The sequence below is a fragment of the Streptomyces sp. TLI_55 genome (genome assembly GCF_900206255.1).
GTDB lineage: Bacteria > Actinomycetota > Actinomycetes > Streptomycetales > Streptomycetaceae > Streptomyces > Streptomyces aquilus.
On sequence record NZ_OAOJ01000001.1, the window covers coordinates 4,426,377 to 4,445,178 of the forward strand.

Here is an 18,802-nt window from a genome sequence, read left to right on the forward strand (position 1 = left end):
GGTCCGAATTGGGGATACGGACCTTTACGGGATCACTCGGTCGCGACGGCGTTGGTGGTTTTTCCGTTTTCGCTGGTCAACGTGAGGGCGCGATGATCCAGTTCGTACTTCACCGTGCCGTCGAAGAAGCCCAGGAGGGCCTTCTCCGTCTTCATGAGTGAGGTGTCGCACATCATTCGGGTGGTGGCGGGGGCGCCCAGGGTGATATGTCCGTCGCGGATCGTGGCGGTCGCCGTGACCTTGTTGCAGCCGAGGCTGCCGGTGACCTTGCCGGTCCTCTTGTCGAAGACGAGGTGGGCTCCGCCGGTGGGACTCGGTGACGTGATGTCCCATTTCGTGCCGTACAGCGGGGCGTCCGGTTCCTCGGTGAGGCGGACGGTGTCGCCGTCGTCGGTGGTGAGGGTGAGCCGGTGATCGGTGACGTCGGTCTTCAGGGCGCCGACGGTGAGGGTGCGGGCGAGGGTCCGCTCGAAGGCCATGGGGCGCTCCTCGCAGGCCATCTCGGTCGTCGTGGGGTCGCTGAGCCGGAGGGTGCTGTCCTCGAAGGAGACCTTGGCGTTGAAGTGGTTGCAGCCGTAGTTGCCGGCCGCCTTGCCGTCCTCGATCGTGACGTTCGCCCCGGCGGGGGCCCGGTGGGTGGTGCCGTCCACGGTGACGCTGTCGACGCTCCAGTGGATGCCGGTGACGGATCGCTCGGCGGCCACCGAACCGCCGTCGGCCTGCTCGGTTCCGCAGGCCGCGGCGAGCGGGAGGACGGTCAGGACGGCGAGGGTCATTCGCTGTTTGTCCATGGCGGTGGGACGGATGGGTCGGGAGACGGGTTCCCGTGTCAGCCCATGAGGGGCAGCAACCCGCCGAGATCCGCCCGCTCCCCGCTCGCGCTCACCTTGGCGTCCTCGACGGCGTCCTTCCAGGTCAGCCGCCCGGTCGCGAGTCTGATCCAGGTCAGCGGGTCGGTCTCGACGACGTTGGGCGGGGTGCCGCGGGTGTGCCGGAGCCCCTCGACGCACTGCACCACGGCGTACGGCGGGATCCGCACCTCGGTCGAACCGCCGGGGGCCTTGGCGGCGAGCGCGTCGGCGAGCAGCCGGGTGCAGGCGGCCAGGGCCTGGCGGTCGTACGGGATGTCGAGGCCGGGGACGGCGGCGTTCAGGTCGTCGGTGTGGACGACGAGTTCGACGGTCCGGGTGACCAGGTAGTCGGCGAGGGTCATGGCGCCGGTGCGGCTGCCGATGAGGCGGTCGTCGGGGGCCCGGTCGAGGCTCGCGATGAAGCGTTCCTCGGTGCGGGCGTAGAGGGCGTCGAGGTCGGGGTTGTCCTGCGCCAGTTGCCGGGTGCCGTCGTCGATGTCGGCGCCTCGGGACGCGGTGGTGGCGGGCCAGTCCAGGAGGGCGAGGGCGCGCTTGGGCGGTTCCTCGGCGTCGAGGGCGTTGCTGATGGCGCCGACGGCCATGGTGACGTGTGCGGCGAGGTCACGGACGGTCCAGTCGCCGAGACGGGTGGGGCCGGTCAACTGCTCGGGGGTGAGGGTGCGTACGGCCTGTCGTACCTGCCCGAACTGCGTGAGCACCGCGGTGCGGATCTTGGCGGGGTCGTAGCTGCGAGCGCGCTTCTTGGCCGGTGGCATGGGGGTCAGCCTAGGCCTGTCGGACGGCGTACCCGGCGAGGCCCCCGGCCACCAACGCGAAGGCGCGCTCGGCCCGTTCGGCGGCGTCGGCGGCGACCTCGTCCACGCTCTCGCCGGCGTCGATGCGCAGGTGGTGCTCCTCGACCAGGGCCTGGCGGACGTGGGTGAGGGTGGAGGCGGCGATCAGGGCCAGGGTGCGGTCGCCGGTCTCCTCGGTGAGCAGGTCGGCGAGTTCGAGGGCGCCCTTCTCCGCCGAGACGTAGGCCCGGTCCCGCAGCACGGGCGTCGCCATGATCACCGAGCGGATCCGGCGGGCGAAGGGCTCGGCGTTCAGGCCGATCGAGGGGTCGCGGCCGTCGATCATCTCCAGGAACTGCCGGCGTACGGCGTCCACGGCGGACTCGCCCGGCTTGCGGTCGCGCACCGCGTGGGCCGGATCGGAGAAGTGGTCCTCCATGGGCTTGAAGACCAAGTCCTCTTTCGTGCCGAAGTAGTTGAAGACGGTCATCTTGGAGACCTCGGAGGCGTCGGCGATCTCCTGCACGGAGACGGCGTCGAAGCCCTTCTCGTCGAACAGCGCCACCGCGGTCCGGTAGATCCGGATCGCCGTCTGGAGCTTCTTGCGCTCGCGCAGCCCCATGCCCTCAGCAAAAGCCATGCCGTCACTGTACCAAGATGAAATTTAATCTCGGATGAAACATTGACTCGGTACACGATTCTCGGGCATGGTTCTGCCCATGACCGAGACCCAGCGCCAGCCCCAGGCCATGAGCGACACCCAGCGCAAGATCGGCTTCCTCGTCTGCCTCGCCACGATCGTGCTGGCCGTCCTGGACATGCAGATCGTGTCCGCGGCGACCGTCCCGATCGTCCGGGACCTCGACCCCACGCACGGCATCGACAAGATCCCGTGGCTGGTCAGCGCCTTCTCGCTGGCCTCGGCCGCGGTGCTCCCGCTCTACGGCAAGCTCTGCGACACCCTCGGCGCCAAGCAGGTCTTCCTCGGGGCCGTCGGCACCTTCCTGTTCGGCTCGGCGCTGTGCGGGGCCGCCCAGTCGATCGGCCAGCTGATCGCCGCCCGGGCGGTGCAGGGCATCGGCGCCGGCGGGCTGATGAGCGTGACGATGGTGGTGATCGCCCAGCTCAAGGGGCCCGGCAAGGAGAAGGACAGCAAGGGCGCCGGCATGGGCGGCATCGTCGCGGGCGGCGGCATGGCGCTCGGCCCGTGGATCGGCGGGGTGCTCTCCGACCACGCGAGCTGGCGCTGGATCTTCTACGTCAACCTGCCCATCGGCATCACGGTCCTCGCCGTGTCCGCGCTCGCCCTGAAACTCCCCCGGCACACCGAGCGGCACCGCATCGACTTCCCCGGCGCGGCCCTCGCCGCCGCCTTCTCCACCACGCTGCTGCTGGTCACCGAGTGGGGCGGCAAGGCGTACGACTGGACGTCCCCGCAGGTCATCGGGCTGGCGCTGGCCTCGGCGGCCTCCCTCGCGCTATTCCTGCGCCGCCAGCAGACCGCCGCCGAACCGATCCTGCCGCTGTCCATGTTCCGGGTCCCGGAGCTGCGCTGGGGCTTCGTCATCCAGGGGCTCGTCGGCGCGGCCATGGTCGGCTCGATGTACTACGTGATGGTCTATCTCCAGGTCGTCCGCGGCATCGCGAGCTCCTCGGCGGGCCTGTATCTCATCCCGATGGCGATCGGCATGACCGTGGTCGGCATCGTCACAGGCAAGCTCACCGAACGCGGCTGGTCCGAGCGGACGTTCGTGATCACGGGCTCCGCCGTCACCGCCGTGGCCTTCCTCCTCCTGGCCACCACCGGCACCCACACCTCGCTCTGGTGGCTGCGCGCCGAACTGCTCCTCGTCGGCGCCGGGTTCGGTCAGCTGATCGGCCAGCTCATCCAGCTCGTCCAGTACGCGGCACCCCGCCACCAGCTCGGGGTCGCCACGACCGGCATCCGCTTCTTCCAGACCCTCGGCACGGCCCTGGGCGCCGCCCTGTTCGGCACCCTGATCAGCAGGCTGAGCGACGGCACGGACATGACGTCGTACGTTTCCGCCATGGACGCGGTGTTCCTGTGCGGGGCGGGACTGATGGCGCTCGGGGTGGTGCTGGCGCTGCGGCTGCCGAAGGCGGGGCCCGCGTCCTCGGAGCCCGTCCCGGCGCCCGTGCCGGTCGGGAACTGAAGTCCGCGGGTGCGATCAGCGATCACTCGTACGTGTGATCGGCCGCGAAAGCCGCCCCGCGGGGCCGGGCCCGGACAACACTGGCTTCCGCCTGGAAGGGGGGTGCAACATGACGGTTATGGCCGAGCGCACGTCTCAGATGTCGGTGGAGGAGTTCGAAACGATCGCCTCCGCCGCTCCCGAGACCGTCACGTTGGAGTTCATCGACGGACGGATCAGCGTGAAGAAGGTGGCGGACGGGGACCACAGCACCATCGTGTCCTGGCTCGCCCGGCGCTGCATGCAGCACAGGCCCGACCTGGACCTGTACCAGAGCCAGGGGCTCCGGGTCGATGCATATCGGGAAGGAAGGGCGAAACCGGACGCGGTACTCGCACCCGAGGCTCACTTCGCGGGGCACGGCGAATGGGCCGACCCCGACGGGGCGCTCATGGTCGTGGAGGTCACCTCGTACGACTCGGACACCGACCGACGGGACCGGCACGAGAAGCCGACCGCGTACGGCCAGGCCGGAATCCCCCTGTACCTCTTGATCGACCGGGATTCCTGCACGCTCACTGTGCACAGCAACCCGGCCCGACAGATCGGCGGTTACCGCGACATCCACACCGCGAAGTTCGGCGAGAAGATCCGCATCCCGGGCCCGATGAACATCGAGCTCGACACGGAGACCCTCAAGAACTACGTCCGCTGAACCTGCCGTTCGACAAGAAGGCCCCGCCCGGAAGCAGAACATCCGGGCGGGGCCTCCTCTTCGTACAGCCGGCTACGCGAGCAGCGCCGGGATCGTCTCCTCGTGGGCCTTCTTCAGCTCCTCCAGGGAGAGCGTGAACTCGCCCTGGATCTCCACGGTTTCGCCGTCGACGACACCGATGCGGGTGACCGGCAGGCCCCGCGCACCGCACATGTCGTTGAAGCGGACCTCCTCCGAGCGCGGGACCGCGACGACGGCGCGGCCGGCGGACTCGGAGAAGAGGAAGGTGAAGGCGTCGAGCCCGTCCGGGACGACCAGACGCGCGCCCTTGCCGCCGAGCAGCGCCGACTCCACGACCGCCTGGATCAGGCCGCCGTCGGAGAGGTCGTGCGCGGAGTCGATCATGCCGTCGCGGGAGGCGGAGATCAGGATCTCGGCGAGCAGGCGCTCGCGCTCCAGGTCCACCTTCGGGGGCAGGCCGCCGAGGTGGTCGTGGACGACCTGGGACCAGGCCGAGCCGCCGAACTCCTCGCGGGTGTCACCGAGGAGGTAGAGCAGCTGGCCCTCTTCCTGGAAGGCGACGGGCGTGCGGCGGGCGACGTCGTCGATGACGCCGAGCACCGCGACCACGGGGGTCGGGTGGATGGCGACCTCGCCGGTCTGGTTGTACAGCGAGACATTGCCGCCGGTCACCGGGGTGCCCAACTGCTGGCAGGCGTCGGCCAGTCCACGGATGGCCTCCGCGAACTGCCACATCACGGCCGGGTCCTCGGGCGAGCCGAAGTTCAGGCAGTCCGACACCGCGAGCGGCTTGGCGCCGGTGGTGGCGACATTGCGGTAGGCCTCCGACAGCGCCAACTGGGCGCCCGCGTACGGGTCCAGCTTGGCGTAGCGGCCGTTGCCGTCCGTCGCGATGGCGACGCCGAGGCCGGTCTCCTCGTCGATGCGGATCATGCCCGAGTCCTCGGGCTGGGCCAGCACCGTGTTGCCCTGTACGAAGTGGTCGTACTGGGACGTGATCCACTTCTTGGAGGCCTGGTTCGGGGACGACACGAGCTTCAGGACCTGCTGCTTCAGCTCGTCCGACGTCGCGGGCCGCGGCAGCTTGTTCGCGTCGTCCGCCTGCAGCTCGTCCTGCCAGGACGGGCGGGCGTACGGGCGCTCGTAGACCGGGCCGTCGTGCGCGACCGTGCGCGGGTCGACGTCGACGATCTTGCCGCCGTGCCAGTAGATCTCCAGCCGGTCGCCGTCGGTGACCTCACCGATGACGGTGGCGATGACGTCCCACTTGTCGCAGATCTCCAGGAACCGGTCGACCTTCTCCGGCTCCACGACCGCGCACATCCTTTCCTGCGACTCGCTCATGAGGATTTCCTCGGGAGAGAGCGTCGAGTCGCGCAGGGGGACGTCGTCGAGGGTGACGCGCATGCCGCCGGAGCCGTTCGAAGCCAGCTCGGACGTCGCGCAGGACAGGCCCGCCGCGCCGAGGTCCTGGATGCCGACGACCAGCTTCTCCTTGAAGGCCTCCAGGGTGCACTCGATGAGGAGCTTCTCCTGGAAGGGGTCGCCGACCTGGACGGCCGGGCGCTTCGACGGCTTGGCGTCGTCGAAGGTCTCGGAGGCCAGGATCGAGGCGCCGCCGATGCCGTCGCCGCCGGTCCGGGCCCCGTACAGGATGACCTTGTTGCCCGCGCCGGACGCCTTGGCGAGGTGGATGTCCTCGTGCCGCATGACGCCGATGGCACCGGCGTTGACCAGCGGGTTGCCCTGGTAGCAGGCGTCGAAGACGACCTCGCCGCCGATGTTGGGCAGGCCCAGGCAGTTGCCGTAGCCGCCGATGCCGGCGACGACACCCGGCAGGACGCGCTTGGTGTCGGGGTGGTCGGCGGCGCCGAAGCGCAGCGGGTCGACCACGGCCACCGGGCGGGCGCCCATGGCGATGATGTCGCGGACGATGCCGCCCACGCCCGTGGCCGCGCCCTGGTAGGGCTCGACGTAGGAGGGGTGGTTGTGCGACTCGACCTTGAAGGTCACGGCGTAACCCTGGCCGACGTCCACGACGCCCGCGTTCTCGCCGATGCCGACGAGCAGGGCGTCGCTCTGCGGGGCCTTCTCGCCGAACTGGCGGAGGTGGACCTTGGAGGACTTGTAGGAGCAGTGCTCGGACCACATGACCGAGTACATGGCGAGCTCGGCACCGGTGGGCCGGCGGCCGAGGATCTCCACGACCCGCTCGTACTCGTCCTTCTTCAGACCGAGTTCGGCCCAGGGCAGCTCGACGTCGGGGGTCGCGGCCGCGTGCTCGACCGTGTCCAGAGGCGTCCGGCTCATGCGTTGACCAGCTTCTTGAGGATCGAGGTGAAGAAGGGGAGGCCGTCGGTGCGGCCCGACCCGATGAGCGGCTCGACGGCGTGCTCCGGGTGCGGCATGAGGCCTACGACGTTGCCGGCCTCGTTGGTGATGCCGGCGATGTCGCGCAGCGAGCCGTTCGGGTTGAAGTCCACGTACCGGAAGGCGACGCGGCCCTCGGCCTCGAGCTTGTCGAGGGTGTACTCGTCGGCGACGTACCGGCCGTCCATGTTCTTCAGCGGGATGTGGATCTCCTGGCCCGCGCTGTAGTCGACCGTCCAGGCACTGGAGGTGTTCTCCACCCGCAGCTTCTGGTCGCGGCAGATGAAGTGCAGGTGGTCGTTGCCGAGCATCCCGCCCGGGAGGAGGTGGGCCTCCGTGAGGATCTGGAAGCCGTTGCAGATACCGAGGACCGGGAGGCCGGCCTTCGCCTGCTCGATGACCGTCTCCATCACCGGCGAGAAGCGGGAGATGGCGCCGGCCCGCAGATAGTCGCCGTAGGAGAAACCACCCGGGAGGACGACCGCGTCCACCTGGTGGAGGTCCTTGTCCTTGTGCCAGAGGGCGACCGGTTCGGCGCCCGCGAGGCGGATCGCGCGCTGGGTGTCCCGGTCGTCGAGGCTCCCCGGGAAAGTGACGACGCCAATACGAGCGGTCACTTCGCGGCCTCCGCGACTTCTTCCACCTTCACCGTGAAGTCCTCGATCACGGTGTTGGCGAGGAAGGATTCCGCAAGATCGTGGATGCGGGCGAGCGCGGCCTCGTCGACCGGCCCGTCAACTTCCAGTTCGAAACGCTTTCCCTGACGGACGTCCGAGATGCCTTCGAAACCCAGACGCGGCAGTGCGCGCTGCACCGCCTGGCCCTGGGGGTCGAGGATCTCCGGCTTGAGCATGACGTCGACTACGACGCGTGCCACTGGCACTCCCGGTGTGTGGTGCTGAGCAAGGTTCCTGCGGGTGTCCTCCAACAGGCACCTTCAGACTACCCGCACAAAATTTCTACGCGCGTTGACTTGTAGGAAGCTACGTGACCACAGTCACGATCCGGCATCAGGGGCGGCGTTCACCAAAATTTCCAGGAAAGATCCGCGATCGACACCCGATACCTATTGCGCTCGGACACGCCAAAGGATTTAGTCGGGCTTCACAATGCATTGTCGGGCACTGTACAAATGAATTGGCAAAGTGCCGTACGAAGGGACCGATATTCGTGGCGCAGAAGGTCGTGGTCACTCTCTTTGACGACATCGACGGCTCGGAAGCGGCGGAAACGATCGCCTTCGGACTCGACGGCAAGTCGTACGAGATCGACCTGAATCAGGTGAATGCCGAGAAACTGCGTAAGGCCCTCGAGCCCTACGTGGAAGCCGGTCGCAAGCGTTCCCGGTCCGGCAAGGCGTACAAGCAGACCGAGGTCGCCCCCGACCCGGCGGCGGTCCGCGCCTGGGCCCAGGCGAACAAGATGGACGTGCCGGCCCGCGGCCGCATCCCCAAGAAGGTCTACGAGGCGTTCGCCGAGGCGCAGTAGCCCCGTCGACGCCCGGTCACCCGCCCCTCGGGACAACCGACTTGCGCTGCACCCCTCCTGGTCGGCTAGAGTCTGGAGCACGCCGAGGGGCGGGGACGGAAAAGCCCAGCCCACGGAGTACATGCGGGTGTAGTTCAGTAGCAGAACATCCCCCTTCCAGGGGGAAGGCGCAGTGTGCAATTCCTGTCACCCGCTCTGCATCGCCGGTCTGGTCCCTCTTGTGGATCAGGTAGGATGGTGCTCGCGCCGGTCGGTGAGAGCTGACCGGAGGCAATGCGAACGTAGCTCAGTTGGTAGAGCGCAACCTTGCCAAGGTTGAGGTCGCGAGTTCGAACCTCGTCGTTCGCTCTTGATGAAAGCCCCCCGGCTTCTGCCGGGGGGCTTCTTCGTGTGCCCAGTGCCTCTCGACTGGCCGCTGACATTTGTCATGCCGAGTGATGACAGCGCGCACTCCTGCCAGGCTCCCGGCGCCGGGACGCTTGCACCATGGACACGAACACGAACGTGATTGAGGTCACCGGCCTGCGACGCGTCTACGGGGGCGGGTTCGAGGCGGTCCGCGGGATCAGCTTCTCCGTGGCCCGCGGCGAGGTCTTCGCCCTGCTCGGCACCAACGGGGCCGGCAAGACGTCCACGGTCGAGGTGCTGGAAGGGCTCGCGGCACCGGCCGGCGGCCGGGTGCGGGTGCTCGGACATGATCCCTGTGCCGAGCGGGCCGCCGTACGGCCGCGGACCGGCGTGATGCTCCAGGAGGGCGGGTTCCCGTCCGAGCTGACCGTCGCCGAGACCGCCCGGATGTGGGCGGGGTGCGTGAGCGGGGCCCGGCCGCCCGTCGAGGCGCTGGAGCTCGTCGGGCTCGCGCGCCGCGGCGACGTACGTGTGAAGCAGCTGTCCGGCGGCGAGCGGCGGCGGCTGGACCTCGCTCTCGCGCTGCTCGGGCGGCCCGAGGTGCTGTTCCTGGACGAGCCGACGACCGGGCTCGACGCCGAAGGACGCCGGGACACCTGGGAGTTGGTGCGCGCGCTGCGCGACGGCGGTACGACGGTGCTGCTGACCACGCACTATCTGGAGGAGGCCGAGGGCCTCGCCGACCGGCTCGCCATCCTGCACGAGGGGCGGATCGCGGTCACCGGGACCCCCGCCGAGGTGACGGCCGGGCAGCCCTCGCGGATCTCCTTCGAGCTGCCCCAGGGGTACTTCGTGGGCGATCTGCCGCCGCTCGGGGAGCTGGGGGTGCTCTCCCACGAGGTCGACGGGCGGGTCGTACGGCTGCGGACGCGGGAGTTGCAGCGGGTGGCCACGGAAGTACTGGGGTGGGCGTCGAGGGCGGGGGTCGAGCTGCGGGGGCTCGATGTGCGGTCGGCCTCGCTGGAGGAGGCGTTCCTGGGGATCGCGGCTCAGGAGGTCACGGCATGAGCGTCGTCGTCGATCGGATGGCGGTGGGGCGGATGAAGTCCCTCGCGCGGGCCGAGCTGACGCTCTTCGGGCGCAGCAGGGGAATGATCGTCACCGCGGTGTTCATGCCGCTGGTGCTGCCGCTGAGCGTGCGGACCCTGGTCGAGGACATGGACCTGAAGGGCACCGGGCTCGACGTCGGGACGGTGCTGCTGCCGGGGGCGATCGGGTTCTCGCTGCTGTTCGCGGTGTACTCGGCGCTCGTCGGCGTCTTCGTCGCGCGACGCGAGGAACTCGTCCTCAAGCGGCTGCGGACGGGAGAACTGCGGGACGGCGAGATCATCGCCGGGACCGCGCTGCCGGCCGTGACGACGGGGCTCGTGCAGTCCCTGGTGCTGGTCGCGGCCTGTACCGCCCTGCTAGACATCCCGGCCCCGAAGGCACCGCACCTCGCCGTCCTGGGCCTGCTGCTCGGGCTGGCGACAAGCGCCCTGCTGGCCGCCGTCACCGCGGCGTTCACCCGGACCGTGGAGAGCGCTCAGGTCACGGCGTTGCCGCTGGTGCTGGTCGCCATGGCGGGGTCGGGGATGACCGTCCCGCTGGAGCTGCTGCCGGACCGGATGGCCTCGGTGTGCGAGCTGCTGCCGCTGACCCCGGTGATCACACTGATCCGCGGCGGCTGGACCGGCGAGCTCAGCGTGTACGAGACGATCGGGCCGGTGCTGACCGCGCTGGCCTGGGCCGCGGCGGGGGTGTTTGCTGTAGGGCGGTGGTTCCGGTGGGAGCCGAGGCGCTGAGGTACGGGGAGAGCATGCGCAAGCCGGGGAGCTGGTGGGGGCGGAAGAGCACGCCGGCCAAGGTCGAGACGTACACCCGCTGGTCGTTCCACTTCTTCGCGGTGATCGAGGTGGTCACCGTCGGGCTGCCGCTCGTCGGTGCGATGACGCCCTGGTTCGCCGCCCCGCTGCTGGCGCTGGTGACCGTGCACGCCGGCACCTGTGCCGTGACCGCCTCCCGGGTGCTGGACTGGACGCGCGGGCGGCGCGAGCGGCCCGTCCACATGCTGTGGACACTCGGCGCGGTGACCGCCGTCGTCGCCGTCACGGCCATCGGCGTCTCGGAGCGCGGGCCGGGCGGGGACGACGCCCAGACCGCGGCCGGCAGCGTCTTCGGGGTCATCCTGATCTTCGGTGCCGGCGTCGTCGCGATGGGCGTGCCCGAGCGGCGGCGGGTCTACGGCGTCGTCACCGGGTTCGCGGCCGGGGCGGGGGTCGTGGCCTTGCCGCTGGGGCTGCCCGCGCCCGCCGCCCTGGTGACGACGCTGGTCGTGCTGCTCGGCGCCGGGTTCGTCGCCTTCAGCTCCGCCTTCTCCGTCTGGCTCCTCAACGCCGTGTACGAACTCGACGAGGCCCGCGAGACCCGGGCGCGGCTCGCCGTCGCCGAGGAACGGCTGCGGTTCGGGCGCGATCTGCACGACGTCATGGGCCGCAACCTCGCGGTGATCTCGCTGAAGAGCGAGCTCGCCGTGCAGCTGGCCAGGCGCGGGCGGCCTGAGGCCGAGGAGCAGATGATCGAGGTGCAGCGCATCGCGCAGGAGTCGCAGCGCGAGGTGCGGGAGGTCGTACGCGGCTATCGGGAGGCCGACCTGGGGGTCGAACTCGGCGGCGCCCAGGGGGTGTTGGCGGCGGCCGGGATCGAGTGCACGGTCAGTGGGGAGGCGGCCGGACTGCCGCTGGACGTGCAGTCGGCGCTCGGCTGGGTGGTCCGGGAGGCGACGACGAACGTCCTGCGGCACGGGGACGCCAAGCGGTGCACGGTGGCCGTGCGGAGGACGGAGGACGGTGTGGTGCTGACGGTGGAGAACGACGGGGCGGCCGGTCCGTCCGGGCCGGGCGGGTCCGGGCTCGCCGGGCTGCGGGAGCGGCTGGCGGCGGTGGACGGGACGTTGGAGGCGGGGACCGTGCGGGAGGGTGTGTTCCGGTTGGTGGCACAGGTGCCGATGGTGACCGAGGTGGCCTCGTGACCGTACGGCTGTTGCTGGCCGACGACGAGCATCTGATCCGCGGGGCGCTGGCCGCGCTGCTCTCGTTGGAGGACGATCTGGTGGTCGTCGCCGAGGCCGCGTCCGGGCCGGAGGCGCTGGCGATGGCCCGGGCGCACGAGCCGGATGTGGCGGTGCTCGATCTGCAGATGCCGGGGGCGGACGGTGTGAAGGTCGCCACATCACTGCGGGCCGAACTGCCCGGCTGCCGGGTGCTGATCGTGACCAGTCACGGTCGGCCCGGGCATCTGAAGCGGGCTCTTGAGGCGGGTGTGCGGGGGTTCGTCCCCAAGACGGTGAGCGCGCAGAAGCTCGCCGAGATCATCCGCACAGTGCACGCCGGAAACCGTTACGTCGACCCCGAGTTGGCCGCCGACGCGATCTCCGCCGGCGACTCGCCGCTGACCGCGCGCGAGGCCGAGGTGCTGGAACTCGCCGCCGACGGGGCGCCGGTCGCGGAGATCGCAGAGCGGGCCGCGCTGTCCCAGGGGACCGTACGCAACTATCTGTCGTCGGCCGTCTCGAAGCTCGGGGCGGAGAACCGGCACACCGCCGTACGTCTCGCGCGCGAGCGAGGTTGGGTATAGTAGGCATCGCGCTTCGGCGCAGTGCGAACGTAGCTCAGTTGGTAGAGCGCAACCTTGCCAAGGTTGAGGTCGCGAGTTCGAACCTCGTCGTTCGCTCCAGATGAAGACCCCGGTCCGGTGGACCGGGGTCTTTCTCGTGCGTCAGCTCCAGCTCGTGCCCGTCAGGCGCTCGTACGCCTCGATGTACTTGGCGCGGGTGCGGTCCACGACCTCCTGCGGCAGCGCGGGCGGCGGCTGCTCGCTCTTGCGGTCCCAGCCGGAGGCCGCCGAGGTCAGCCAGTCCCGCACGAACTGCTTGTCGTACGACGGCTGCGCGTGCCCCGGCTCCCACGACTCGGCCGGCCAGAAGCGGGAGGAGTCCGGGGTGAGGACCTCGTCGCCGATGACGAGGGTGTCGCCGTCGAAGCCGAACTCGAACTTGGTGTCCGCGAGCAGGATGCCCCGGTCGCGGGCGATGTCCCGGCCGCGGGTGTAGACGGCGAGGGTGGCCTGGCGCAGCTGGGCGGCGGTGTCGGCGCCGACCTGGCGGGCGACCTCCTCGTACGACACGTTCTCGTCGTGCTCGCCGACCGCGGCCTTGGTGGCCGGGGTGAAGATCGGGGCGGGGAGCTCGCTGCCGTCGGACAGACCCTCGGGGAGGGCGAGGCCGCAGACCGTACGCGACTCGTTGTACTCGACCAGGCCGGAGCCGGTGAGGTAGCCGCGGGCCACGCACTCGACCGGGACCATCTGGAGCGACTTGCAGACCACCGTGCGGCCCGCCCAGTCGGCCGGGGCGCCCTCGGGGAGGTCGGTGCTGATGATGTGGTTCGGGATCAGGTCGGCGAGCTGGTCGAACCACCACAGGGAGAGCTGGGTGAGGACCCGGCCCTTGTCCGGGATCTCGGTGGGCAGCACCCAGTCGTACGCGGAGATGCGGTCGCTGGCGACCATCACGAGGTCGCCCGCCTCGTTCTGGTACAGCTCGCGCACCTTGCCGGTGTGGAGATGGACCAAGCCCGGCACCTGGATCGGCTCGGGCTTTTCTACGAATCCGGACACGGTTCCTCCCCGTGGTTGAACAAAAGGGGCGCCCGTAGGGCTCGAGTAGGGCGGTGGTGGGCGACGGGCGGGCCAACGGGTCGATTGTCCCTTATAAGCGGCTGACCTTGGACTTGGGGTGTGCTGCGGGTGATGTGCGTGGCTCAGTCACGCTTGCAGATGCGGTCCAGGAGGTTGGCGGTGGCGCGCTGGACGCGGGGGTCGACATGGCCCGGGCGGTCCAGGGACGGGGACCAGGCGAACGTCCCCGACGCGAAGACCAGGGCGCCCGAGGGGGCGCGGTAGAGGGACGTCTCCTGGTGGCGGAGGGCGCCCTCGGTGTCGGTGTACGGGGAGTGCGCGAGCAGGATGCGGTCGTCGTGGGCGGGCAGCGGGGTGCGCGGGAAGTAGCGGTCGGCCTCGCCGGCGACCAGGCCCTCGATGGCGTCGCCCTCCTGGGCGCCGGTCGCCTCCCACAGCCAGTGGTCGGCGTTGCGCACGATCAGGGGGTGGGGCTCGGGGACCCGGCCCGCGTACTGGATGCCGATCAGCTCCTGCTCGGGGCGGTCGATCTCGCGCCACAGCACCGGGCGGCCGGGACCGCGGCGCTTGCGGCAGGTCAGCAGGCGGTCGGGGACGCCGGACGGGGACGGGCCCAACTCCACCTGCCAGTACATGGTGTTGGCGGAGAGGAAGACGAGGGACGTGCCGTGGTCGCGGGCGCGCTCCACGGTGCGGCGCATGTTCGCCGACCAGTACTCGTCGTGGCCCGGGAAGACCAGACCGCGGTAGCGGGTGGGATCGACGCGGCCGGAGTGCAGGTCGCGGGCGTCGGCGTAGGCGAGGTCGTAGCCGTAGCGCTCGGCCCAGCGGATGAAGTCGTAGGCGTGGCCCACGTGCAGGGGCAGGCCCGCGCCCGCGTACGGGCGGTCGAAGGAGACCGTGGTCGCCGCGTCGGACTCGCCCAGCAGCCGGCCGTCCTCGTCCCACGCGTGGTAGAGGCTCGCGCCGATGCGGCCGTCCTCCGGGTAGAGGTTGTACGCCTGCCACGTCACGTCCGGCAGGAGCAGGAGCAGGTCGGCCGGCTGGTCGTGGCGGACCGTGAAGGGGATGTGGGAGCGGTAGCCGTCGGCGGTGGTGAGGACGGCCACGTACGCGCCGATGCTCCAGTACGAGGGGATCTGGAGACGCCAGCTCAGCCACCAGTGGTGGCAGGAGACCGTGCGGTCCGCGGTGAGGGGCGGGGACTGGACGATGCCGGAGAGGCGGGGGCTGGTGGTGATCTTCGCGGCGCCGTCACCGCCGTAGTGGCCGATGCGGTAGACGTCGACGCTGAATTCCTGCGGCGGGTCGACCGTGATGTGGAAGTCGACGGCCTCGCCGGGGGCGACCGCGCCGGTGGAGGCGAAGCCCTTGATCTGGCGGCGGACGTCGTCGGCCGCGCGGGGGCCGCCGGAGGAGGAGCGGGGGGTGGGGATACGGGCGCCGGTGGCCCCTGCCGGGGGTGGTGGCGGGGTGCTGTCCACGTACCAGGGGACGACCTGGCCGGTGTCGTCGAAGTAGGTCTCGCTGCCCCGGAGCCAGGGGAGGGGGCCCTGGCCGAAGGGGTCCGTCACGGCGTGCGCCAGGGCTCCCGACTCCCAGCGGCGGATCGGCTCCGGACCCATGGCTGCTCCCCTCCCTCGTACCCCCGTGTGGTTGTGCGTGTCTTATGTCGCAAGCCTTTGCCATGTGCGCGATCGGTCCCAGCACATCACATAACGCGCGCAGGCTGTCACTATTCGTTGCGAATTGGCCGAAAGTGGAATCAGAGGTTCCGATACGGCTGCCTCAGACCAGGCGGAGCGGCTTCTCCGGGCGTATCCCTGCCTGGGTCAGCCAGTGGCGCAGGGGGACGGGGTCGCCGTCCTCGATGAGGCTGAGGACTCCGGGGGCGAGGTCCGGGGTCCGCTCTCCGTTGATGAGGAGGGTCGGGCCGTCCAGCCAGTCCAGGCCGGGGGTGGCGCCGGCGGTGTCCATCGCGGCGCAGCAGACCATCGCCGTGACGTGGTCGGTGAGGAGTTCGCGGGCGCTGCGTGGGGGTTGGAGCGGGAAGAGGGGGAGGGTGGCGTCGTCCCAGGGCAGGGGCGGGGGCTGGGTGTCGGGCGCCTTTGCCTCGGGGGCCGTGGCCTCCTCGCGGGCGAGCTCGGTGGTGAGGGCCGCGGCGAGGGTGTGGGTGCGTTCGCTGCCGGGTTCGGACTCGCCGTCTTCGGTTTCGACATCGACATCGACATCGACATCGGCGGGGACGGGGGCGGAGGTGTTCGGCGGGGTGGCCAAGGTCGGGGCGGGGGCGGCCGCGGTGTTCGGCGGGGTGGCCAAGTAGTCCAGGACCCTCGACAGGGTGGGGCCCGCCGTGGCCGGGGTGGCGGGGTCCGGGGTGTGGTGGATGCCCTGGGCGTCCAGGACTCTGTGGAGGCGGGCCGCGTCCAGGCGCCACTTCCGGTCCACGACCTCTTCCGGGTACTCCTGCCAGGTGACCGGGGCCCAGTCCGGGCCGGTTTCAGCGGGGCCGCCGTGGAAGAGGCGGGCGGCGAGGAGGGAGGCCGCCTCGTCGATCGCGCCGGGCTCCTCCAGGAGGTCGCAGGCCGGGCGCTCACCCAGTCGGGAGGCGAAGCCCTCGGCCAGCCGGTCGCGGCGGGACAGCTCCGTGAGGGCGGCCACCACGCCGGCGTCCAGTCGGGACGGCCAGCGGCCCATGCGCCACGCGGGCAGCGCGACCCGGGTCAGCAGGCGGTCCCAGCCCGCGTACGCAAGGCCCACCTGCTCCTGCGCGACGATCCGCAGACCGTAGTCCACCGCCTGTGCGCGCTCGGCGGCCGCGGCGGCCACCCCGCGCTCCATCAGCGCCGCGTGCTCCCGGCAGCTTCGGAGCAGCAGCCGCGCCACCCAGCCGACGCCCGCGCACACCCCGCGGGTCAGCGGGCAGCGGCCGGATGTCGAGGAGACGGCCACCGCGGCGTCCAGACCGCGCACGAAACGGCGGGCCGCGGCTATGTCCGGGTGGGCCGAGGGGCCCGTACCGGCGACGACCGGGGCGAGGACGGCGCGGAGCTCGCCCACCCGCATCCACCACAGGAACGGGGAGCCGATGACGAGGACGGGGGCCGCTGTCGTACGGCGGTGTACGCCGTGGGCGCCGGTGAGCTCGTCACGGTCGGTCCGCGGGGGCGGGCCGTGGGCCGGGTGGGTGCGGTCCTCCAGCCAGCTGTCGCAGTCCGGGGTGAGCGCTATCGCGGAGGGGGCAGGGACGTCGAGGCGGTCGGCCAGGTCGCGGACCATGCGGTACAGGTCCGGGGCGGACTCCTCGGCGATCGCCACCGTCGGGCTCACCGCGGGGCGGGCGCGCGCCACGACCAGGGCGATGCCGGCGGCGGCGAGCAGGACGAGGGCGGCGAGCGGGGTGACCGTCCAGCGGGCGGCATGCCAGCCGGGGCCCACCAGATGGCCGGTGCTGTCGCCCGCGTACAGCACCACGGCGACCGCGGCGGGCAGCAGTGCGACGGCCAGCGCGCGGCTGCGGATGCGCAGCACGGCGAGAGCCCGGGAACGAGCGGCCTGTGCTCCTGCCTCCACACCCATACCGGTCACGACCGGAGTCGCCCCCTCCCTGCTGTCCTGGCGTTGCTCATTCCCCCACTGTGGCACCCACCACCGACATCGCAATGCCGGTGGGCCAAGTGCCGGAACGCTTGCGCCGCACCCTAGTTGGGCCCCAGGTCCCCGTCAGCCGTTAAAGACATCGGTCACTCGATGGAATGGCTTTGGGGAAAGGTGGATGACGGACAGCGATGATCAGGCCTTGGATCTTGACTTGGATTCAGTCATGTTCGAGGCGAGCGAAAGCCGCAGGCCCCGAATCCAGAGACGGATTCGGGGCCTGCTCGGTTCATCGGTCCGGTTCATCGATCCGGTTCATCGGTCCGGTGCCTCGGGACGGTTCAGGCGCCGGACGCGGCCTTCGCGGCGATGTCCGTGCGGTGCTGGGAGCCGTCGAGGTGGATACGGCCGACAGCGGTGTACGCCCGGTCGCGGGCCTCGTTCAGGTCCTTGCCGGTCGCGGTGACGGACAGGACGCGGCCGCCCGCACTGACCACGGCGTCGCCGTCGTGCTTGGTGCCCGCGTGCAGGACGTAGGCGTGCGGGGCGTCCTCGGCTGCCACCGCGTCCAGGCCGGTGATCGGGTCGCCGGTGCGCGGGGTGCCGGGGTAGTTGTGCGAGGCGATGACCACGGTGACCGCGGCGTCCTCGCTCCAGCGCAGCGGCGGCAGGTCGGCGAGGTCGCCCTTGGCGGCGGCCAGCAGCAGGCTGGAGAGCGGGGTCTTCAGCCGGGCCAGGACCACCTGGGTCTCGGGGTCGCCGAAGCGGGCGTTGAACTCGATGACGCGGACGCCGCGCGAGGTGATCGCGAGGCCGGCGTAGAGGAGCCCGGAGAAGGGGGTGCCGCGGCGGCGCATCTCGTCGACGGTCGGCTGGAGGACGGTGTCGAGGACCTCCTCGACGAGCTTCGGGTCCGCCCACGGCAGCGGGGAGTACGCGCCCATGCCGCCGGTGTTCGGGCCCTCGTCGCCGTCCAGCGCGCGCTTGAAGTCCTGGGCGGGCTGGAGGGGGACGACGGTCTCGCCGTCGGTGACGGCGAAGAGGGAGACCTCGGGGCCGTCGAGGAACTCCTCGATGACGACGCGGTCGCAGGCGTTGGCGTGCGCCTTGGCCGCCTCCAGGTCGGGCGTCACGACCACGCCCTTGCCGGCGGCGAGGCCGTCGTCCTTGACGACGTACGGGGCGCCGAAGGCGTCGAGGGCCTCGTCGACCTCCTCGGGCGTCGTGCAGACGTAGGAGCGGGCGGTCGGCACTCCGGCGCCGGCCATCACGTCCTTGGCGAAGGCCTTGGAGCCCTCGAGCTGCGCGGCCTCCTTGGAGGGGCCGAAGACCGGGATGCCCAGCTCGCGCACGGCGTCGGCGACACCGGCGACAAGCGGTGCCTCCGGGCCTACGACGACCAGCTCGGCGCCGAGCTCACCGGCCAGCGCGGCGACGGCCTTGCCGTCCAGGGCGTCGACCTGGTGCAGCTCGGCGACCTCGGCGATGCCGGCGTTGCCGGGGGCGCAGTACAGCGCGGTGACGTCGGGGTCGAGGGACAGGGAGCGGCACAGGGCGTGTTCGCGGGCGCCGCTGCCGATGACAAGGACCTTCACGGGGTTCAGGGTAACCGGCGCGGGGGGTGCGGCTTTGTGCGGGTTGCTGAGGGGAGGGGGGTGAGGGGCCTGTACGTTCCTCCAACTCGCGGCGGACCTTGCAGAGGCCGAGCTCGGTTTCGAGCGCGTTCTC

Annotated in this window: 17 protein-coding genes and 3 tRNA genes; 10 read left to right on the plus strand and 10 right to left on the minus strand. The window is 70.8% G+C overall.

The features are described from left to right. Positions 1 to 32 precede the first annotated feature (32 nt). Genes CRP56_RS20235 through CRP56_RS20245 form a run of 3 tightly spaced genes read right to left on the minus strand, consistent with a single transcriptional unit; the run spans position 33 to position 2,285 of the window. Positions 33 to 776 carry an META domain-containing protein gene (locus CRP56_RS20235; RefSeq protein WP_373559655.1) on the minus strand — a complete coding sequence of 248 codons (744 nt, stop codon included), beginning with the start codon at positions 774 to 776 and terminating at the stop codon, positions 33 to 35. A gap of 53 nt (positions 777 to 829) precedes the next feature. Next, positions 830 to 1,627, minus strand: a complete 798-nt coding sequence (locus tag CRP56_RS20240) for a maleylpyruvate isomerase family mycothiol-dependent enzyme (protein WP_097265948.1) — start codon at positions 1,625 to 1,627, stop codon at positions 830 to 832. 10 nt (positions 1,628 to 1,637) lie between these two features. After that, positions 1,638 to 2,285, minus strand: coding sequence for a TetR/AcrR family transcriptional regulator (locus tag CRP56_RS20245; protein ID WP_097265950.1), 648 nt, complete (start codon positions 2,283 to 2,285; stop codon positions 1,638 to 1,640). Positions 2,286 to 2,364: 79 nt separating this feature from the next. Here CRP56_RS20245 and CRP56_RS20250 point away from each other — a divergent pair, with 79 nt between their 5' ends. Both CRP56_RS20250 and CRP56_RS20255 read left to right on the plus strand, forming a co-directional pair. After that, positions 2,365 to 3,819 carry an MFS transporter gene (locus CRP56_RS20250; RefSeq protein WP_373559656.1) on the plus strand — a complete coding sequence of 485 codons (1,455 nt, stop codon included), beginning with the start codon at positions 2,365 to 2,367 and terminating at the stop codon, positions 3,817 to 3,819. Between the two features lie 109 nt (positions 3,820 to 3,928). Further along, complete coding sequence (locus CRP56_RS20255; RefSeq protein WP_097265952.1) at positions 3,929 to 4,513, plus strand: Uma2 family endonuclease; 585 nt, start codon at positions 3,929 to 3,931, stop codon at positions 4,511 to 4,513. A 72-nt stretch (positions 4,514 to 4,585) separates the two neighbouring features. On the opposite strand, the gene purL is transcribed toward CRP56_RS20255, so the two are convergent. Genes purL through purS form a run of 3 tightly spaced genes read right to left on the minus strand, consistent with a single transcriptional unit; the run spans position 4,586 to position 7,781 of the window. Beyond that, entirely contained in the window at positions 4,586 to 6,844 is a 2,259-nt protein-coding gene (gene purL / locus CRP56_RS20260; protein ID WP_097265954.1) for a phosphoribosylformylglycinamidine synthase subunit PurL, read from the minus strand. Then, positions 6,841 to 7,521, minus strand: a complete 681-nt coding sequence (gene purQ, locus CRP56_RS20265) for a phosphoribosylformylglycinamidine synthase subunit PurQ (protein WP_079310179.1) — start codon at positions 7,519 to 7,521, stop codon at positions 6,841 to 6,843. The genes purL and purQ overlap by 4 nt, the downstream gene beginning before the upstream one ends. After that, positions 7,518 to 7,781, minus strand: coding sequence for a phosphoribosylformylglycinamidine synthase subunit PurS (gene purS / locus CRP56_RS20270; RefSeq protein WP_015659417.1), 264 nt, complete (start codon positions 7,779 to 7,781; stop codon positions 7,518 to 7,520). The genes purQ and purS overlap by 4 nt, the downstream gene beginning before the upstream one ends. Before the next feature lie 293 nt (positions 7,782 to 8,074). Here purS and CRP56_RS20275 point away from each other — a divergent pair, with 293 nt between their 5' ends. From CRP56_RS20275 to CRP56_RS20310, 8 genes are all read left to right on the plus strand, one after another. Next, positions 8,075 to 8,392 (plus strand): histone-like nucleoid-structuring protein Lsr2, encoded by a 318-nt coding sequence (locus CRP56_RS20275; protein ID WP_059194499.1) that lies wholly within the window; start codon positions 8,075 to 8,077, stop codon positions 8,390 to 8,392. Positions 8,393 to 8,515: 123 nt separating this feature from the next. Continuing rightward, positions 8,516 to 8,587: transfer RNA gene (locus CRP56_RS20280), tRNA-Gly, on the plus strand. A gap of 80 nt (positions 8,588 to 8,667) precedes the next feature. After that, positions 8,668 to 8,740 (plus strand) — tRNA-Gly (locus tag CRP56_RS20285). A gap of 138 nt (positions 8,741 to 8,878) precedes the next feature. Beyond that, on the plus strand, positions 8,879 to 9,808 hold the full coding sequence (locus tag CRP56_RS20290) for an ABC transporter ATP-binding protein (protein ID WP_097265956.1): 930 nt from the start codon (positions 8,879 to 8,881) through the stop codon (positions 9,806 to 9,808). Next, the gene (locus CRP56_RS20295; RefSeq protein WP_097265958.1) at positions 9,805 to 10,584 is read left to right on the plus strand and encodes an ABC transporter permease; all 780 of its coding nucleotides are present in this window, start codon (positions 9,805 to 9,807) and stop codon (positions 10,582 to 10,584) included. The genes CRP56_RS20290 and CRP56_RS20295 overlap by 4 nt, the downstream gene beginning before the upstream one ends. Positions 10,585 to 10,598: 14 nt before the next feature. Then, positions 10,599 to 11,810 (plus strand): sensor histidine kinase, encoded by a 1,212-nt coding sequence (locus CRP56_RS20300; protein ID WP_097274283.1) that lies wholly within the window; start codon positions 10,599 to 10,601, stop codon positions 11,808 to 11,810. Next, on the plus strand, positions 11,807 to 12,415 hold the full coding sequence (locus tag CRP56_RS20305) for a response regulator transcription factor (protein WP_097265960.1): 609 nt from the start codon (positions 11,807 to 11,809) through the stop codon (positions 12,413 to 12,415). The genes CRP56_RS20300 and CRP56_RS20305 overlap by 4 nt, the downstream gene beginning before the upstream one ends. 23 nt (positions 12,416 to 12,438) lie before the next feature. Further along, positions 12,439 to 12,514: transfer RNA gene (locus CRP56_RS20310), tRNA-Gly, on the plus strand. Positions 12,515 to 12,556: 42 nt separating this feature from the next. On the opposite strand, the gene CRP56_RS20315 is transcribed toward CRP56_RS20310, so the two are convergent. The 4 genes from CRP56_RS20315 to purD all read right to left on the minus strand — a co-directional run bounded on the left by CRP56_RS20315 (position 12,557) and on the right by purD (position 18,669). Continuing rightward, positions 12,557 to 13,456 carry a phosphoribosylaminoimidazolesuccinocarboxamide synthase gene (locus CRP56_RS20315; protein WP_097265962.1) on the minus strand — a complete coding sequence of 300 codons (900 nt, stop codon included), beginning with the start codon at positions 13,454 to 13,456 and terminating at the stop codon, positions 12,557 to 12,559. Positions 13,457 to 13,599: 143 nt separating this feature from the next. Continuing rightward, on the minus strand, positions 13,600 to 15,102 hold the full coding sequence (locus tag CRP56_RS20320; RefSeq protein WP_097265964.1) for a N,N-dimethylformamidase beta subunit family domain-containing protein: 1,503 nt from the start codon (positions 15,100 to 15,102) through the stop codon (positions 13,600 to 13,602). Between the two features lie 163 nt (positions 15,103 to 15,265). Further along, positions 15,266 to 17,056: a hypothetical protein gene (locus tag CRP56_RS20325; RefSeq protein ID WP_097265966.1), complete on the minus strand. Its 1,791-nt coding sequence runs from the start codon at positions 17,054 to 17,056 to the stop codon at positions 15,266 to 15,268. Positions 17,057 to 17,415: 359 nt separating this feature from the next. Then, positions 17,416 to 18,669, minus strand: coding sequence for a phosphoribosylamine--glycine ligase (gene purD, locus CRP56_RS20330; protein WP_097265968.1), 1,254 nt, complete (start codon positions 18,667 to 18,669; stop codon positions 17,416 to 17,418). Positions 18,670 to 18,802 lie beyond the last annotated feature (133 nt).

Excerpts from the sequence above, each read along its gene's own strand:
- CRP56_RS20235 (WP_373559655.1), bottom strand. The coding sequence starts at position 776 with ATGACCCTCGCCGTCCTGACCGTCCTCCCGCTCGCCGCGGCCTGCGGA.
- CRP56_RS20240 (WP_097265948.1), bottom strand. The coding sequence starts at position 1,627 with ATGCCACCGGCCAAGAAGCGCGCTCGCAGCTACGACCCCGCCAAGATC.
- CRP56_RS20245 (WP_097265950.1), bottom strand. The coding sequence starts at position 2,285 with ATGGCTTTTGCTGAGGGCATGGGGCTGCGCGAGCGCAAGAAGCTCCAG.
- CRP56_RS20250 (WP_373559656.1), top strand. The coding sequence starts at position 2,365 with ATGACCGAGACCCAGCGCCAGCCCCAGGCCATGAGCGACACCCAGCGC.
- CRP56_RS20255 (WP_097265952.1), top strand. The coding sequence starts at position 3,929 with ATGACGGTTATGGCCGAGCGCACGTCTCAGATGTCGGTGGAGGAGTTC.
- purL (WP_097265954.1), bottom strand. The coding sequence starts at position 6,844 with ATGAGCCGGACGCCTCTGGACACGGTCGAGCACGCGGCCGCGACCCCC.
- CRP56_RS20290 (WP_097265956.1), top strand. The coding sequence starts at position 8,879 with ATGGACACGAACACGAACGTGATTGAGGTCACCGGCCTGCGACGCGTC.
- CRP56_RS20295 (WP_097265958.1), top strand. The coding sequence starts at position 9,805 with ATGAGCGTCGTCGTCGATCGGATGGCGGTGGGGCGGATGAAGTCCCTC.
- CRP56_RS20300 (WP_097274283.1), top strand. The coding sequence starts at position 10,599 with ATGCGCAAGCCGGGGAGCTGGTGGGGGCGGAAGAGCACGCCGGCCAAG.
- CRP56_RS20320 (WP_097265964.1), bottom strand. The coding sequence starts at position 15,102 with ATGGGTCCGGAGCCGATCCGCCGCTGGGAGTCGGGAGCCCTGGCGCAC.
- CRP56_RS20325 (WP_097265966.1), bottom strand. The coding sequence starts at position 17,056 with ATGGGTGTGGAGGCAGGAGCACAGGCCGCTCGTTCCCGGGCTCTCGCC.